The sequence below is a fragment of the Thiocapsa rosea genome (assembly GCF_003634315.1).
GTDB lineage: Bacteria > Pseudomonadota > Gammaproteobacteria > Chromatiales > Chromatiaceae > Thiocapsa > Thiocapsa rosea.
In genome coordinates, this window is the sequence record NZ_RBXL01000001.1 from 1,002,276 (window position 1) to 1,019,477 (window position 17,202).

Below are 17,202 nucleotides of genomic sequence, written 5' to 3' on the forward strand. Positions count from 1 at the left end.
AACCAGCCTCCAGCCTCCAGCCTCCAGCCTCCAGCCTCCAGCCTCCAGCCTCCAGCCTCCAGCCTCCAGCCTCCAGCCTCCAGCCTCAGGATCGATGACCGGCGTTGGCGCCGTCAAATCGATCGGCCGGTGGCTGGACGCTGGTGGCCGGAAGCTCCTGGAGCGCCGCTTCAAGCGCCCTCCGCAGCTCTTCCGGCTTGACCGGTTTCGACAGAAAGTCATCCATGCCTGCCGATAAGCAATCTCGCTTGACGTCCTCGGAAGCGTTCGCAGTCAATGCAACGATCGGGATCGGTCGATCCGGCACCTGCTCGCGGTAGCGCCGGGCGAAGCCGATCCCGTCGAGCTTGGGCATCCGCAGGTCGACGATCACGATTCCGTAGTCACCGCTCAGCGCTTCGGCCAAGGCCGCCTCCCCGTCCGCCACGCGGGTGAGCTCGAAGCCCATCTTGGCCAAAAAGCGCGTGATCACCTTGGCGGCGATCTCGTTGTCCTCGGCGACCAAGACCCGCATCCGCGCCGCATCCGCGATGGGCTCCAGACCGAGTGACGGCGCGGACCGCCCGGCTTGCGCTCCATCCGCCGGGATGGCGTTGCGCCCCAAGCGCGACTCGGCTGCGGCGATCAAGTCCTCCCGCAGATAGGGCTTCGTCAGACAGGTGTCCTTCGGCTCCTCGAGCGCGGGACGCCGTCCGGGGTAAACCAGAAAGAGGCAGGGTATCGCCTTGCCGAGGGCCGTTTCGACCTGCGCCCGCACCCCATTCAGATCCCGACCCTGAGGATGGTCGGCGATGACGAGGAGATCGAAACGCTGACCCCGGATCTGCGCCGAGCCGACATCGGCAGGCTTGGCGGGCGTCTCGCAGACTGCGCCCTCGCGGCCGAAGGCGGCACACGCCAGCGCACGGCAGGTCGCGTTCGGCTCCAGCATGAGGATCCTCAAACCATGGAGCCGACCGTCCGGCACGCTCGGCACCGCCGCGACATCCTCGATCAAGGGCAGACGAATCCAGAAGCGACTCCCGCGCCCTTCCTCGCTCTGCACGCCGATCGCCCCGCCCATCAACAGGGTCAGCTCGCGCGAGATGGTTGTCCCGAGACCGGTTCCGCCGAAGCGTCGCGTGGTCGACTCATCGGCTTGGCGAAAACGCTCGAAGAGTCGCGGGAGCTTGTCCGGCGGAATGCCGATTCCGGTGTCGACGACCTCGAAGAGCAGGTGGGGGCGGTTCTGCTCGGCCTCGGGCGGGCGGACGCTCAGACTGACCCTGACCTCGCCCGTCGGCGTAAATTTCACGGCGTTCCCCATCAGGTTGAAAAGGATCTGACGCAACCGAAGCGGATCACCGACCAACCGGATCGGGACGTCGGGATCCACGTCGCAGATAAGCTCGAGGCCCGCCGAATGCGCACGCATCGCGAGTGCCTCCGAGACGTCGTGTACCAGACTGCGCGGATCGAAGGGGATATGCTCGAGGACGACCCGACGCGCATCGATCTTCGACAGGTCCAGAATGTCGCCGATCAGCGCGCCGAGAATATCCGCCGAGTTGGCGATGGCCTGGACACAATCGCGCTGCTCGTCATCCAGTCGTGTCCCGCGCAGAAGTTCGGTCATGCCGACGACGCCGGTCAAAGGGGTGCGCAGCTCGTGTGTCATGAAGGCGAGAAAATCACCTCTCGCTTGATTGGCCCTTTCGGCCTCGGCACGCGCATCCTGGAGCTTACGCAGCAAGGAGTACTGATACAAAGGCAGCAGCACCAGGAGCGCCAGGAAGAAGGTCGCCTCGAAGGTGTGAAGACGCCATTCGTCGAGCGCGATCAGCACGATGTTGTAGCCGAAGACGGCGGCCAACGAGGCCACGACGAGATGGCGCTTGCCGAATCGCATCCCGGCGGAGATGAAGACGAGGATATAGAGCAGGTAGAAGGGACTGATCGCCTCGCGGGTGATGAAGATCGCCAAACTGATGGCGAGGACATCAAGGCAGATCCCGAGATACACCCGTGCCGGCCACGTGGGACGCACGGCGATACTGATCAGAAACCAGACGTTCGAGACCAGATAGATCGCAAAGAGCGCGAGATAGTAGGGGACATCGACCCGGTAATACTGCGTCAGGGCGCCGACGGCGATGTAGAGCGCACCCAGAAGACAGGTGGTAATGCGCACCAAGGCCGATTGAAACTCGGGGTTTCCCGTCAGTTCCTCCTTCACACCGAAACGCCTGAACACTCCATTCATTCCCTTCCCTCCGAGCCTGCGTTTGAACGCCCGAGTTTGAGCGCCCGAGCCGCATTTGCGCGATCGCTGCCGCGCAGATCGATCATGGTATATTAGCGAATCGTTTCGCGCATTTCGGCACGTCGCCCATCCCGAGCCGCGAGACGAGATTGACCGGCCCGCGCGCATCCATTCCGATTCCGGGCTCGATCCCCGGACCGATCGCAGGCCCGATCGCAGCCCGATGAAACCCGGGCGCGACGAGGCCCTCAGCTCAAGAGAACGAGGAGAAGACTATGTCCAAGAAGCATCCGATCGTTGCGGTAACCGGTTCCTCGGGTGCCGGTACGACCACCGTCAAGCGCGCCTTCGAGCACATCTTTTATCGCGACGGGATCAAGGCCGCCGTGATCGAGGGCGACAGCTTCCACCGCTACGACCGCATCGAGATGAAGGCAGAGATGGCGCGTGCCGCCGAGACCCACCGCAACCTCAGCCATTTCGGTCCCGAGGCCAATCGCTTCGATCTGCTCGAGGAGCTCTTTCGCAATTACGGCGAGAGCGGCACCGGTAAGCAGCGTTATTACATCCATAGCGACTCGGAGGCCGATCACCACAACGCACGCCTCGGCGCGCAACTGAAGGCCGGCCAGTTCACGCCGTGGGAGGATCTTCCCGAGGGCACCGACGTGCTCTTCTACGAAGGGCTCCACGGACTGGTCGTGACCGAGGAGGACAATGTCGCCCAGCACGTCGATCTCGGCGTCGGCGTGGTCCCGATCATCAACCTGGAGTGGATTCAGAAGATCTTCCGCGACAACGCCGAGCGGGGCTATTCAGCCGAGGCGATCGTCGACACCATCATGCGCCGCATGCCGGACTATATCCGCCACGTCACGCCCCAGTTCTCGCTGACCGACATCAACTTCCAGCGCGTGGCGACGGTCGACACCTCCAATCCCTTCATCGCCCGCGACATTCCGACGCCGGACGAGAGCTTCGTCATCATCCGGTTCAGGGATCCGGAGCGGCTCCAGATCGATTTCCCGTATCTCCTGGCGATGATCAACGACTCCTTCATGTCGCGGCGCAACACCATGGTCGTGCCGGGCGGCAAGATGGGGATGGCGATGGAGGTCATCCTGCAGCCCATCATCGAGCGCATGATGGACGCGCGCAAGGTCTGAGCGCGCACCATCCAAGGGCCTCGCGGGTAGACTCGCCCGCGAGGCGGTTCGTCGGCGCTCCGCGTGGGCGCCTCGTTCAGGGTATACCGGACGCGCTTTCGTTTGCGATCGCCGCATCGATGTCGATGGGTCCGAGAGGAGCAGCGGCCTGTTAAGCTACCTTCACGGCTTCCATGCCGGCAATCACGCGGATGTCTTCAAGCATGCGGTTCTCACCCTCGTGCTCGAGGCACTCCTGACCAAACCCAAACCGCTGGTCTACGTCGAATCGCATGCCGGGGCCGGTCGGTACGACCTCGAGGCCGAGCAGGCGGTCAAGACTGCGGAGTATCGGCTCGGGATCGAGCGGCTCTGGGAGCGGCGTGACGCCTTTCCGCGGCTCTCTGCCTATCTGGGAGTCATCTCCGCGCTGAATCCCGACGGCGGATTTTCGCGCTATCCGGGCTCACCCGACCTCGCGGCGCATCTGCTGCGCCCCGAGGATCGACTGATCCTGATGGAGCTTCATCCGACCGAATCGCAGACGCTGCGTCGTCATCTCGGCGGGGACCCGCGGATCGGCATCCACCGTCGCGACGGTCTCGAAGGATTGACCGCGCTCTTGCCGCCGAAGCCCGCCCGCGGATTGGTTCTGATCGACCCGCCCTACGAGCAGGGCTCCGAGTACAGGCGCGTTGCAGACGCACTCATCGCCGCGCATGCCCGCTGGCCGACCGGGGTATATGCACTCTGGTTCCCGCGTTTGGGGCTTCAACGCGATCGCTCCGCAGATCTGATCGGGCGAATCCGGGGATCCGTCCCGAACGGGCTTCTGTGCGAATTGACGGTGCGGCGACAGGTCGAGGATTTCGGGATGCACGGCTCCGGGATGCTGATCCTCAACCCGCCTTGGCGCCTGGAAGAGCAGCTCGCGGACCTGTTGCCGCCACTCGCCGAGGTGCTCGCGATCGAGGCGACGGGCCGGTCGGTCCCGGCATGGACGATCAGTCGACTCTAAACCGCGCCCAGCGCAGTATGCGGTGTTTTTGGATGGATCGGCCCGGGCAGACTTGACAAGCATTGGAGAGTGCGCGGTTTAATCTATTAAAAAATATATCATTTCAAATCGCGTCCGCGCTGAGGGTCGTGGATACACCAAACGTCGAACTCACACGAACATCAGCATCTCGCTCTGGACGCGGTTTAGGAGCCATGTCGTTCTCGATGACGAGAACGATTACGACAACGACAACGACATCGATTCAGTGCTCAACGTATTCCCGACAGGTGACGATCAGCGCGGGCGTGCTCCCTGGATGCCTACTTGATCGACCCATCCACCGCGGCAGTCGGGGCTACGCTTGGGCGCGGCAAGGATCAGTTCACCAAGCTCGGCGGTGTCGTCGACGACGCCCTTCAGACCGATCCGCAGCTCCTCGATCAGCTCCTCGGAACAGCTCAGGCGGACCCGATCGCCGGCCCCTTTGCCGAAGGCATCGTCGAACGCGGCCCGCACCCGGGTCGCATTTAGGCGCTTGCCGATGTTCTCCTCGAACAGTGCGCGCACGGAGGAGGCGTTGAGCTGCTCGAGCAGCGCCATGGAGTGACGGAAATAGGTGTCCGCATCCGTGCCGTAGCAGGTTCCGTGCTTGACCCACTGGTGACGCTGCAGATCTGATCGGGTTCCCGGCATCAATGCGTCCAGACGCGCGCGGGTCGTCGCATCCAGATCGAGCGCCGGCAAGAGGCGCCACCGGCCCGATTTGGAGAGAGCTCGCTCCCGCTCGCCGACACCGCAATAACTGTTGCCGATGGGCTGAGGCCAGAGACCGTGGAGCGAGAAGCGCCGCGCATCCGCCCGCTCCGGCGTCTGGTCCCGGCATTCCGGACGCGTCGCGCGCAACTCGCAGAAGGCGGGCTGCCAACTGGCCGCCAGCACGAACTGGCTCTCCATCGAGCCCGCACGCGATGGCGGCGGGGGCGATTGCAGCGCATCCGTCGTCTCCGTCGTCGCCATCGTCACCGGGGTGTCGACAAGTCGACCGCATCGGATCTCGACCCAGCGCTCCTTCGGGTTTGCGCCCTCGAACCTGAGTCGATAGTGGCTCGGATCCGCTCGATTGGTCCCGACGACCACATAGTCTTGGCCGGGAACGAGCTGGATCGAACCGGGGTTGTCCGGTCGCTTAGTCGAGACCGTCGCCGGGCACGCTTCCTCGGCGATGAGAACGGCGTCGAGGCGCTCGGCGAAGGGTGCAGACGACCACAACAGCACGCACACCGACAGCACGCATCTGCGCAGGCGCGGGGGTTTTTGTACCATTGGTTCCTGCCTCTTCGGTTCTGCCTTCTGCCTTCTGCCTTCTGCCTTCTGCCTTCTGCCTTCTGCCTTCTGCCTCCTGCCTCCCGCCTCCCGCCTCCTGCCTCCTGCCTCCTGCCGTCAGCCGTCTGCCGTCAGCTTCAGGATGGACGCGCGGCATCCTCGGAGGCATCGGGTAGACTCTCGGCGGCATCCAACGCCTCCACGCTTACGAGGTGGACACGCCGGCTGTCGGCACGCATCACGGTGAAGCGGAACCGACCGAGTTCGACGGACTCGCCTTTCTTGGGCAGGTGACCCAATGCGTTCACGACCAGTCCGCCGATGGTGTCGAACTCCTCGTCCGAGAAGTCGCTGCCGAAATAGGCGTTGAAATCTTCGATGGTCGTACGCGCCTTGGCGCTGAACGCGTTCTTGCCGCGCCGGAAGATCCCGGGGCCTTCGTCGTAGTCGTGCTCGTCGTCGATCTCGCCGACGATCTGCTCGAGCACGTCTTCGATGGTCACGAGTCCGCCGGCGCTGCCGTACTCGTCGATCACGATCGCCATATGGTTGCGGCTGGACCGAAACTCCTTGAGCAGGACGTTGAGGCGTTTGCTCTCGGGCACGAAGACTGCGGAACGCAACAGATCGCGGATGTTGAAGGCGCGCTTGCCGTGGTCTCGGCAGAAGGAGAGCAGGTCCTTGGCCAGCAGGATGCCGACGACCTCTCCTTTGTCGTCGCCCGTCACGGGGAAACGCGAATGCGCCGATTTAACGGCGATCTCGAGGATTTTTTCAAGCGGGTCGTCGCGCCGGAGATACACCATCTCGGCACGTGGGATCATGATATCGCGTACGCGCAGATCGGAAACCTGCAGGACGCCTTCGATCATGCTCAAGGCGTCGGTATCGAGCAGCTCGCGCTCCTTCGCATCCTTGAGTACCTCCAGGAGCTGCTCCTTGTCTTGTGGCTCGCCCCCGAGCATCTGGCCGATCCGTTCGAACCAGTTACGTGAACGCGAGCCCTCGCTAGATCGGTCGCTGGCCATCGTGTGCTGTTTGATCCTCGTAAGGTGAAGGAAATCCCAAAGCGCCGAGGATACCCGATTCCAGGGTTTCCATCTCCTCGGCATCGCTCTCGGTAAGATGATCGTAATCAAGCAGATGCAGGACGCCGTGCACCACCATGTGGGCCCAGTGGGCCTGGGCCGTCTTGCACTGTTCGCGTGCCTCGCACTGCACCACGTCGGCACAAATCACGAGATCGCCAAGCAGATCGGCGATCGAATCCTGCGGGTCGAGACCGAGCTCCAGCTCGGGCGGAAGATCGAACGGAAAGGAGAGGACATTGGTCGGCCCTTCACGCCCGCGATAGGTTCCGTTCAGGGCAGCACTCTCCCCGGTATCCACGAGGCGAATGGTCAGGGCCGCACGCCTGCGTCGACCGGCCAGGGAGGCCGCTGCCCAGCGCTCGAAGTCGGTCGGGGTCGGAAGATCCGCCGCATCGCAGGCAATCTGGAGATCCAGCTCCAGATCCAGATCCAGATCCAGATCCAGATCCAGATCCAGCGTAACGGGTCCATCGCCGTTCATGCCTTCGAATCCCGCCCTCGCAGCGGAACCGGCTGCTCGAAGGCATCGTAGGCATTGACGATGCGCTGAACCAGTGCATGGCGCACCACGTCGCGGGCGTTGAAGAAGGTGAAGCTGATGCCCTCGACGTCCTTGAGGATCTCGACCGCTTGGCGCAGACCGGAAGGCTGCCCGCGCGGCAGATCGACCTGGGTCACGTCGCCCGTAATCACCGCAGTCGAGCCAAAGCCGATGCGCGTTAAAAACATCTTCATCTGTTCGGGCGTCGTGTTTTGGGCCTCGTCCAGGATGATGAAGGAGTCGTTGAGCGTGCGCCCACGCATGTAGGCCAGCGGGGCGACCTCGATGACGTTGCGCTCGAGCAGCTTGGTCACCTTCTCGAAACCGAGCATCTCGAAGAGCGCATCGTAGAGCGGACGCAGATAGGGATCGATCTTTTGGGCCAGATCGCCGGGCAGGAATCCCAAGCGCTCGCCGGCCTCCACCGCCGGGCGAACCAACAAGAGCCGGCGCACGCTGTCGGATTCGAGTGCCTCGACCGCGCAGGCCACCGCAAGATAGGTCTTGCCCGTCCCGGCAGGGCCGACGCCGAAGTTGATGTCGTGCTTCAGCATGGCGTGGAGATAGCTCTGCTGATTCGGTCCACGCGCACGGATCAGACCGCGCTTGGTCTTGATGACGACATCGGGCAAACGATCCTCGGCCGACTCCAAAAGCGCATCGGCCCCGGACTCCTGGAGCCAAAGATGAATCGTCTCGGGTGTCAGCACCTCGGCTGCGGTCTCGGCATAGAGATCCCGGAGCAGCTGCTCGCAGAGGCGGACCCCTTCGGGATCGCCGATGAGCCGGAAGTTGACGCCGCGATTGCTGATCTCGATGCCCAGTCGACGCTCAAGCTGGCGCAGGTGCTGATCGAGCTGGCCGCAAAGGTTGGCGAGCCGCACGTTGTCGGCAGGCTCAAGTTCCAAATCCAGGGTTTGCGGTTGAGTGGACACGCCGCTGGCCGAGTTCAAGCGCCGATTCCGCTCATCGCAATGCGCGCCGGCGCGGCGGTAACGAGACGACCACGCAGCGAGTTGGGGAGCGCTTCGGTGATCTCGATGTCCACGAAATCACCGATCAGCGCGGGCGCACCGGTGAAGTTGACCACGCGGTTGTTCTCGGTCCGACCGGCAAGCTGGAACGGGTCCTTGCGCGACGGCCGCTCGACCAATATCCGCTGAAGGGTGCCGACCATCGCCTGGCTGTAGTGACGGGCATTGTCGTTGATGCGGGCCTGAAGCCGTTCCAGACGTGCTTTTTTCTCGGCAAGCGGCACCTCGTCGGGATAGTCGGCCGCGGGTGTGCCGGGGCGCCGGCTGTAGATGAAGCTGAAGCTCTGATCGAACCCGACCTCCTCGATCAGATCCATGGTCGCGGCAAAGTCGCTCTCGGTCTCGCCCGGAAAGCCGACGATAAAATCGCTGGAGATGCCGATCCCCGGCCGAGCCTGCCGGAGCCGTCGGATCTTGGAGCGAAACTCCAGCGCCGTGTGCCCGCGCTTCATGGCGGCGAGGATGCGATCCGAGCCGGACTGCACCGGCAAGTGCACGAAGCCCACGAGCTCGGGCACATCCGCATAGACATCGATCAAACTATCCGAGAACTCCACCGGGTGGCTGGTGGTGAAGCGTATGCGGTCGATCCCGTCGATCGCGGCGACATAGCGGATCAGCAGGGCAAGATCCGCGGCGTCGTCCTCGCCGGACGCGTCGGCCAAAGCGCCGCGATAGGCATTGACGTTTTGCCCCAGCAGGGTGACCTCGCGCACGCCTTGCTCGGCCAAGGCGGCGACCTCCGCGATCACGTCGTCGAACGGCCGGCTGATCTCCTCGCCGCGCGTATAGGGTACGACGCAGTAGGTACAGTATTTGGAGCAGCCTTCCATCACGGACACGAAGGCGGTCGGCCCCTCGGCACGCGGTGCCGGAAGGCAATCGAATTTCTCGATCTCAGGGAAGGAGACATCGACCTGCGGCGCTTGGCGCTCACCGAGGTTCTTGAGCATCTCGGGCAACCGGTGCAGTGTCTGGGGCCCGAACACGATGTCGACATAGGGCGCACGGGCGCGGATGGCCTCGCCTTCCTGGCTCGCCACGCAGCCACCCACACCGATTACCAGGTCAGGATTCTCAAGCTTCAGCGCCCGCCAACGCCCGAGCTGCGAGAAGACCTTCTCCTGCGCCTTCTCGCGGATCGAGCAGGTGTTGAGCAGCAGGACATCGGCGTCCTCCGCCCGCTTCGTCAACTCCAGACCCGAAGACGCGTTCAGGACGTCCGCCATGCGCGCGGAGTCGTACTCGTTCATCTGGCAGCCGTGGGTCTCGATAAAAAGCTTGCGGGGCATGGAGGGCATGAGAGCGAAGAGGAGGGGCGCGACTGCGCGATTGAACGGTGATGGGGTGAGGAGAAGCGATCCACAACCCGCGGCCGTCTAGGGATAAGCCGCACAAGGCTGCATCGTCCGGCTTCGGTGCCCGGGTGTCAAGTTGGTCGAGCAGGACTTGGCTCGGAACAAATCCCTTCAAACGACGATCTTAATATCCGTGTGAAATAGTCGGCATTCCGCCCTTGCGGATTGGCGAATCGCCGACAACAATCTAAGGAAAAGACGATCGGTAGGGTCACGGCTTCGAATCGCGAGGACGACGTCATGAGACGACGATGCTTGCTGAGCGCGGGTCTTGCAACCGGTTCCCTTGCCATTGCGGCACAGGCCGGGTTGCTCTGGCCGGTGACGGTGTTGGCCTCGGACTGGCCGGCGGATGGCTTCTACGCCACGCGCCTCGAGGATGCGATGGCCATCCTGTTCGGAGGGGAACCGGTCGAGCCGAGCGACCATGTTCAACTCCAGGCAAATGCGATTGCGGAGAACGGGGCCAGCGTCCCGATCGCGATCCGCACGGACTTGGCCGGCCCGCTCCTACTGACCTTGTTCTCCGTGAGTAACCCGACACCGGCCGTCGGTCGCTTCGAGCTGGCTCCGCAACTGGGTGGTCAGCTCGACACGCGGGTCAAGATGGCGAACTCCGGAGACCTCATCGCCGTGGTCACGGCCGACGGCAAACACTTCAGCGCCAGGCGGCACATCCAGGTTGCCGCCGGGGGCTGTGGTTGATTCATCACGAGGCTGCGAATCCAGTCGAGGTGATGCGATGGCGCGACAGCAGGCAGAGCACAAAATGGCGGCTCGGATGAAGGACGGCGCCGCCGAGGTCAAACTCCTCTTGTCCCATCCGATGGAGACAGGCAATCGAACCGATCCGACGACGGGACTCAAGGTTCCTCGCCACTTCATCCGCGAGTTGGTCTGCGATCTCAACGGGGAAACCCTGTTACGGGCTCAGTGGAGCTGGGGCATGGCCCGGAATCCATACCTGGCGATTCGCCTCCCCGAGGCGCGCCCGGGGGACCGCGTGCGCTGCAGGTGGAGCGATGAACGCGGGGTCGAGGACGCCATGGAGGTCGTCGTCACCTAAACCGCGTCCAGAGCGAGATGCAGATTTTCGAGTGAGTTCGACGTTTGGCGCATCCACGGCACTTAGCGGGGACGCGGCTTAAAATCATATCTTTTTTAATCTCTTAAACCGCGCCGGCTCCAGCGGTCGTCACGTCTGCCGGGGCCGATCCCATCCAAAAACATCGCAGACCGCGTGTGGCGCGGTTTAAGAGGGCGCTCGCCATGTGGGATCAGATCAACCCTTGGCTGGCCGGCGGCGGACTGGCGATCGGCTTCGCCTTCGGTGTCGTGGCCCAGCGATCGCGCTTCTGCGTGGTGTCTGCCCTGAGCAACTTCGTGATCATGCGCGACTATCGCCAAGCGCATGCCTATCTCGCCGCACTCGGGGTGGCTGTACTCGGGACATTCGCACTCGAGTGGTGGCACTTGGTGGCCATCGCGGATTCCGGTTATCGCCGCCCCGCCTTCAATTGGCTCGGCGCGCTCGGCGGCGGCCTGATCTTCGGCTTCGGGGCGATGCTTGCGGGAGGCTGCGCGTCCCGCACCCTCGTGCGCACCGCCGAGGGAAATCTCGGCGCCCTGCTGACACTGCTGACGTTCGCCTTGGTCGCCATGGCCACCATGTTCGGCGCCCTAGGTCCGGTGCAAGCCTGGGTGATGGCTCGCGCACTGCCGATCGGTGCGGGCGACGCCTCTCTTTCCGTCATCCTGCATTGGCCGATCTGGGTGGCACCGTTCGCGGTCGGTCTGGCCTGCCTTTACGCAATCTTGGCCTTCGGCCGGTGGCGGGATCATCCCGGCAGCATCGTCGCGGGCCTGCTGATCGGGCTCTTGGTGGTCGCCGGCTGGTGGGTGACCGGTGTGCCGGGCGTCGATGAGTTCGATCCCCAGCCGCCGGCGTCGATCACCTTGGCGGCGCCCTTGGCACGAACCGCCACCTGGCTCGCGATGGGTCAGCACACGGGGAGCGCCTTCGCCCTGCTCCTGGTGCCGGGCACCCTGATCGGCGCAGGTCTCGCGGCGCTGGTTGCCGGTGAGTTTCGCTGGGTGGCGCCGGCGAGCGAACGCGTCTCCGCTTATCTGTCGGGCGGCGCGCTCATGGGATTCGGAGCCCTCCTGGCCGGAGGATGCAACATCGGCCAGGGGTTGACGGGCGCGGCCACCCTATCGGTGTCCTCTCTGTTGGCAGTCACGGGGATCGTCGGCGGGATGACGCTCGGGATGCACTGGGTCAGCCGAACCGCGGCCTGAGCAACGGCCCTCGTCCGGCAGGAGATGGGCACCTCGAGGGAATGAGCTTCGGGCGACGAAACGGAGCGGCGGGCCCGACGCCGCGTCACGAGCTGCAACAGAATACCGGCGCAGACCGCCTCTGGATCGGGGCGGCAGCGCCCACCACCACGGGAGAAAACGACACATGAAGACGAGCTTGAGAACTTCCCTGAAGGGATCGCTGAGCCTGATGCTCGCCACCCTGCTGTCCACCGCGGCCCTGGCCGACGATGTCCAGCGCCACGGTGAATCCTACGTCATCTATCTGCCTGCCACGCTGCAATACAGCGAAGTGGTCGATCGGGTGCAGACCGAGATCCTGGCCCAGAACTGGGATGTGGTGAATGTCCAGGATGTCGGTCTCGGTTTGCGCAAACTCGGGGTCTGGACCGACAACACCATCATCCAGGCCTGCCAGTCACAGTATCTGAAACAGGCCGTGCGTAAAGACCCTTTCATCAGCCTGATCATTCCCTGCCGCTTCACCGTGTTCCGCGAGCACGTCGCAACGGGGCCGGGCGGGGATTACGAGGCAAAACCGGCCCGCATCGTCGTCGGGTTCGCCGACCCCGTCAGCGAGGCAAAAGCACTCGGCATCGCGCAGGTCGATGAGGCCCAAGCGGCAGCGGAGGAGTTGAGGGAGGTCCTTGTCCGCGTCGCGGACTTCTATAAGCCCTAAACCGCGCCCGGTGCAGTATGCGTCGTTTGTTGGCATGGCTTGGCCGCGCCAGCTCCGACGACTGTCGGAGCTGGCGCGGTTTAGGCGGTCATCAACGCCAGGACCGGCGCGGCGCCCGTCAGGCATCACCGGCGGTGCCGGAGCCGGTACCGAGCAAGCCCGGCGCAAGTGCGCGGCCGGAGTCTCCCGGAGCGCAACCGGAGAATGCATCCGGGTTGACCCCGATCAACTTCCCATCAAACTCTCCAACACAGCATCTAGTTGGCGTTATAGTCCGCACCACAAGATATAGTGGCAACGGACAAGAGACGCCTCCATGGGACACCAGCAGAACACCCTGTCGACCCTGCCCTTGCGGGTCCGCAAGCGCGACGGTGTCGAGGTGCGTTTCGATGCGGCCAAGATCGAGTCTGCGATCCGTCGCGCCGGACAGGCGAGCGGCGAGTTCGGTACGCCCGAGGCGAGTCTGCTGACCGCGCAGGTGGTCAAGGTGCTGGCACATCGTTACGGGGCCGAGCGCCTGCCCGACATCGAAGGCATCCAGGATGTCGTCGAGCAGACGCTGATCAGCGCCAACCACTTCGAGACCGCCCGCAGCTACATCGTCTATCGCGAGCAGCATAAGAAGCTGCGCGACGAGCATCGCACGCTGGTCGATGTCGGCGGCTCCATCAACGAATATCTCGACCGCTCGGACTGGCGGGTCGCGGCCAATGCCAACCAGGGTTACTCCCTCGGCGGCCTGATCCTCAACACCTCGGGCAAGATGATCGCCAACTACTGGCTGAGCCACGTCTACCCGCCCGAGATCGGCCAGGCCCATCGCGACGGCGACATCCATATCCACGATCTGGACATGCTCTCCGGCTACTGCGCCGGTTGGTCGCTGCGCACCCTGCTCAACGAGGGGCTGAACGGGGTCCCGGGCAAGGTCGAGGCGGGTCCACCCAAGCACATGTCCTCGGCGATCGGGCAGATCGTCAACTTTCTCGGCACGCTTCAGAACGAGTGGGCCGGTGCACAGGCGTTTTCGAGCTTCGATACCTACATGGCGCCTTTCGTGCGCGTCGACGGGCTGGATTACCCTCATGTCAAACAGGCGATCCAGGAGCTGATCTACAACCTGAATGTGCCCTCGCGTTGGGGTTGCCAGTGTGTCGACGACGAGACCGAGTGTCTGACCGAGAACGGCTGGAAGCGACACGACCAAATCGCCCTGGGCGAGAAGATCGCCACACTCGACTGGCGCACTAATCAGCTCGAATATCTGGAACCGCTGGCGATCACCGCCTACGACTTCGACGGCGACATGTACGTGCTGCGCAACCGCACGCAGGAGCAATGGGTCACGCCACGGCACAAGATCCTGCGCAAGGTCTTCAACAGCGATGACCGCTGGGTACTGGAAGACATCGAGACCGTCGCGCAGCTGAAGTCCCCGGTGATCATACCCAATGCCTGGGAGACCACCTCGACGCTCGAGGTCGACGATAAGCTGGTCATGCTGATGGCCTGGGTGGTCGCCGAGGGCAATTTCGACTTCAGCAACGGTCGCCGCCGGGTTGCTCTCTATCAGTCGACGGGAAATCCGGAAAACGCCGCCGAAATCGAATGGCTGCTGCACGAGCTCGATCTGAGCTGGCATCGCTACGAGCACACCGGGACCTACGCCAATTTCCCCGTCTGCCGCTATCGCCTGAACCGGGACGCGAGCGACTTCGTGCTCGGGTATCTCGAGCGCAAGTGTGTCCCCGGATTCATCCGCACCCTGTCGGTCCGGCAGATCCGACTCTTCCTCGACACCTACGTGAAGGGCGACGGCAGCGTCGAGGAGAGCGGACGCGTCCGGATCTACACCAATGACAGAGAGAATCTCGATGCCCTGCAGGAGTTGTGCGCATTGGCCGGCTACGGCAGCACGGTCTACACGCGCAAGGACTCCGGCGTGCACGTGCTCAACATCATCCGCAACCGCGACACCTACATCCAGCTCATCGAGCGCAAGCCTTACAAGGGTCTGGTCTGGTGCCCGACCACACGCAACGGCACCTTTGTCGCACGCCGTCGCGGCAAGACCTTTGTCACCGGCAACACGCCCTTTACGAATCTGACCTTCGACTGGGTCTGCCCCGAGGATCTGCGCGAGCAGGTGCCGGTGATCGCGGGCGTGGAGCAACCTTTTACCTACGGCGATCTCCAGACCGAGATGGACCTGATCAATCGGGCCTATATCGAGGTGATGACCGAGGGCGACGCCAAGGGCCGGATCTTCACCTTCCCGATCCCGACCTACAACATCACCTCCGACTTCCCGTGGGACAGCGAGAACGCGGAGCATCTGTTCGAGATGACGGCGAAGTACGGCCTGCCTTACTTCCAGAATTTCCTGAACTCCGAGCTGACGCCGAACATGGTACGGTCCATGTGCTGCCGGCTGCAGCTGGACCTGCGCGAGCTTCTGAAGCGCGGCAACGGGCTCTTCGGCTCGGCCGAGCAGACCGGCTCGCTCGGCGTCGTGACCATCAACTGTGCGCGGTTGGGCTTCACCCATCGGGGCGACGAGGCCGGACTGCTGGCACGGCTCGACAGGCTCTTGGACCTCTCGCGCAACAGTCTCGAGATCAAGCGCAAGGTCATCCAGCGCCACATGGATGCCGGGCTCTTCCCTTATACCAAGCGGTATCTAGGCACGCTGCGCAACCATTTCTCGACCATCGGCGTGAACGGGATCAACGAACTGATCCGCAACTTCACCAATGACTCCGATGACATCACGACGGCATGGGGCCACGCCATGGCCTGCCGGATCCTGGATCATGTCCGCGCTCGGATGGTCGAGTTTCAGGAATCGACCGGCAGCATGTACAACCTGGAGGCCACGCCCGCGGAGGGCACGACCTATCGCTTCGCACGCGAGGACAAGAAGCGCTTCCCGGACATCCTCCAGGCCGGCACGTCCGAGACGCCCTATTACACCAACAGCTCGCAGCTGCCGGTGGGCTATACGGACGACCCCTTCGAGGCGCTCGCCATGCAGGAGGCGCTGCAGACCAAGTACACGGGCGGCACGGTGCTGCACCTCTACATGAACGAGCAGATCTCGACGACCGACGCCTGCAAGCGGTTGGTCCGGCGGGCACTGGAAAACTTCCGTCAGCCCTACATCACGGTGACGCCGGTGTTCTCGATCTGCCCCAAACACGGCTACATCGCGGGCGAGCACGAGTTCTGCCCGGTCTGCGACCGCGAGCTGATCGCACGCAAGACCGCGGCGCTCGACGCGACACTCGCGTCGGTCGGATGAGCGATTGCGTCACCCGACAAACAACATCATCAACTGAAATCAGGAGCACGACCTTGACCCACCAAACCATCGAGCTGAAGACCGAAGAGCGCACCCGTTGCGAGGTCTGGACGCGCGTCATGGGCTATCACCGCCCGGTTTCGGCCTTCAACGCAGGCAAGCGTGCGGAGCACGCCGAGCGCTGCTACTTCACCGAGGCACCCAACGGATCCGCAATCCGTGACGAGCGCCGCGCCGCCGCCTAGGTCTTCGCGCCGCATCGAGCCGATCGCTGCGCTGTTCCCATGTCTCGACAAACGCCCTGCCCGAGCGACGCCGATGGGCCGAGCGCTGCTGTCTCGGCGGAGGCGAAGCGCTTGCGTATCGGCGGCTTCGTCCCGTTGACAACGATCGACTACCCCGGCGAACTCGCCGCGGTCGTCTTCTGTCAAGGTTGTCCTTGGCGCTGTGGCTACTGCCACAACAGCGCCCTGATCGATCCGAGCGCGGCCCCGATCATCGCCTGGCCGGAGGTTCACGCATTCCTCGAGCGTCGCCGCGGGCTGCTCGACGCCGTCGTCTTCAGCGGCGGCGAGCCGACCCTCCAATCCGCACTGGCCGCAGCCATGACCGAGGTCCGGGGGCTCGGGTTCAAGGTCGGCTTGCACACCGCCGGCCCCGCGCCGGAACGCTTGGCACGGCTGTTACACCTTCTGGACTGGGTCGCTCTCGACATCAAGGCGCTGCCTGAAGACTATCCCGCGATCACGGGTGTCCCCCGATCAGGGGATGCAGCCTGGGAGAGTTTGGCGTTGATCCAAGCGTCCGGCGTTACGCTGGAGGTCCGAACAACGGCCATGCCGGACTGGACCGCGCGCGATCTCGCGGCGCTTGCCGCCGCGCTCGCTCAGAAGGGCGTGCGGCGATATGCCGTTCAAGCCTGCGACACTCGGCACGCCCTGGATCCTCGCCTTGCGCCGCCGAGAATCCCGCTCGCGCAGCTCGCGGCCGCCATCGATCCCGCATCCTTCGACCGATTCCTCTTGCGTGGTCACTGACGCGTCGGGGGAGAACTGCGCGCCCTCGGTGCTCAGGATCGCGTCACCGCGCCGTTCCGACCCGTCAGCGACCCCATGATGCAGACGCAAGATCCCGGGACACAGCGCGCCGCATCGTTCGGAACGGCA

At 63.8% G+C, this 17,202-nt stretch carries 15 protein-coding genes; 9 read left to right on the forward strand and 6 right to left on the reverse strand.

Annotated features, from left to right (window positions below; translation table 11 throughout):
- Positions 1-85: 85 nt before the first annotated feature.
- The gene (locus BDD21_RS04550; RefSeq protein WP_120796128.1) at positions 86-2,242 is read right to left on the reverse strand and encodes an ATP-binding protein; all 2,157 of its coding nucleotides are present in this window, start codon (positions 2,240-2,242) and stop codon (positions 86-88) included.
- Positions 2,243-2,517: 275 nt separating this feature from the next.
- Between BDD21_RS04550 and BDD21_RS04555 the strand changes: the two genes are divergently transcribed.
- Together BDD21_RS04555 and BDD21_RS04560 are read left to right on the forward strand one after the other, a co-directional pair.
- Positions 2,518-3,408, forward strand: coding sequence for a phosphoribulokinase (locus BDD21_RS04555; protein WP_120796129.1), 891 nt, complete (start codon positions 2,518-2,520; stop codon positions 3,406-3,408).
- Between the two features lie 220 nt (positions 3,409-3,628).
- Entirely contained in the window at positions 3,629-4,405 is a 777-nt protein-coding gene (locus BDD21_RS04560; RefSeq protein ID WP_245969403.1) for a 23S rRNA (adenine(2030)-N(6))-methyltransferase RlmJ, read from the forward strand.
- A gap of 276 nt (positions 4,406-4,681) precedes the next feature.
- Here the strand turns inward: BDD21_RS04560 and BDD21_RS04565 are convergent, their stop codons facing one another.
- The 5 genes from BDD21_RS04565 to miaB all read right to left on the reverse strand — a co-directional run bounded on the left by BDD21_RS04565 (position 4,682) and on the right by miaB (position 9,668).
- Positions 4,682-5,710 (reverse strand): ribonuclease T2 family protein, encoded by a 1,029-nt coding sequence (locus BDD21_RS04565; RefSeq protein ID WP_120796131.1) that lies wholly within the window; start codon positions 5,708-5,710, stop codon positions 4,682-4,684.
- Between the two features lie 137 nt (positions 5,711-5,847).
- The gene (locus tag BDD21_RS04575; RefSeq protein WP_120796132.1) at positions 5,848-6,738 is read right to left on the reverse strand and encodes a CorC family transporter; all 891 of its coding nucleotides are present in this window, start codon (positions 6,736-6,738) and stop codon (positions 5,848-5,850) included.
- Positions 6,719-7,282, reverse strand: a complete 564-nt coding sequence (ybeY, locus tag BDD21_RS04580; protein WP_245969404.1) for an rRNA maturation RNase YbeY — start codon at positions 7,280-7,282, stop codon at positions 6,719-6,721. The genes BDD21_RS04575 and ybeY overlap by 20 nt, the downstream gene beginning before the upstream one ends.
- Entirely contained in the window at positions 7,279-8,277 is a 999-nt protein-coding gene (locus BDD21_RS04585; protein WP_120799752.1) for a PhoH family protein, read from the reverse strand. The genes ybeY and BDD21_RS04585 overlap by 4 nt, the downstream gene beginning before the upstream one ends.
- A gap of 14 nt (positions 8,278-8,291) precedes the next feature.
- Positions 8,292-9,668, reverse strand: coding sequence for a tRNA (N6-isopentenyl adenosine(37)-C2)-methylthiotransferase MiaB (miaB, locus tag BDD21_RS04590; protein ID WP_120796133.1), 1,377 nt, complete (start codon positions 9,666-9,668; stop codon positions 8,292-8,294).
- A gap of 306 nt (positions 9,669-9,974) precedes the next feature.
- Between miaB and BDD21_RS04595 the strand changes: the two genes are divergently transcribed.
- The 7 genes from BDD21_RS04595 (at position 9,975) to BDD21_RS04625 (ending at position 17,073) form a co-directional block, all read left to right on the forward strand.
- On the forward strand, positions 9,975-10,439 hold the full coding sequence (locus tag BDD21_RS04595) for a thiosulfate oxidation carrier protein SoxY (RefSeq protein ID WP_120796134.1): 465 nt from the start codon (positions 9,975-9,977) through the stop codon (positions 10,437-10,439).
- A 37-nt stretch (positions 10,440-10,476) separates the two neighbouring features.
- Entirely contained in the window at positions 10,477-10,800 is a 324-nt protein-coding gene (gene soxZ, locus BDD21_RS04600; protein ID WP_120796135.1) for a thiosulfate oxidation carrier complex protein SoxZ, read from the forward strand.
- A gap of 203 nt (positions 10,801-11,003) precedes the next feature.
- Complete coding sequence (locus tag BDD21_RS04605; RefSeq protein WP_120796136.1) at positions 11,004-12,032, forward strand: YeeE/YedE family protein; 1,029 nt, start codon at positions 11,004-11,006, stop codon at positions 12,030-12,032.
- Positions 12,033-12,198: 166 nt separating this feature from the next.
- Positions 12,199-12,732 (forward strand): DUF302 domain-containing protein, encoded by a 534-nt coding sequence (locus tag BDD21_RS04610; protein WP_120796137.1) that lies wholly within the window; start codon positions 12,199-12,201, stop codon positions 12,730-12,732.
- Positions 12,733-13,048: 316 nt separating this feature from the next.
- The gene (locus BDD21_RS29005; protein WP_120796138.1) at positions 13,049-16,036 is read left to right on the forward strand and encodes a ribonucleoside triphosphate reductase; all 2,988 of its coding nucleotides are present in this window, start codon (positions 13,049-13,051) and stop codon (positions 16,034-16,036) included.
- 53 nt (positions 16,037-16,089) lie between these two features.
- The gene (gene nrdD / locus BDD21_RS29010) at positions 16,090-16,281 is read left to right on the forward strand and encodes an anaerobic ribonucleoside-triphosphate reductase (RefSeq protein WP_120796139.1); all 192 of its coding nucleotides are present in this window, start codon (positions 16,090-16,092) and stop codon (positions 16,279-16,281) included.
- 39 nt (positions 16,282-16,320) lie between these two features.
- Positions 16,321-17,073, forward strand: a complete 753-nt coding sequence (locus BDD21_RS04625) for an anaerobic ribonucleoside-triphosphate reductase activating protein (RefSeq protein ID WP_120796140.1) — start codon at positions 16,321-16,323, stop codon at positions 17,071-17,073.
- Positions 17,074-17,202 lie beyond the last annotated feature (129 nt).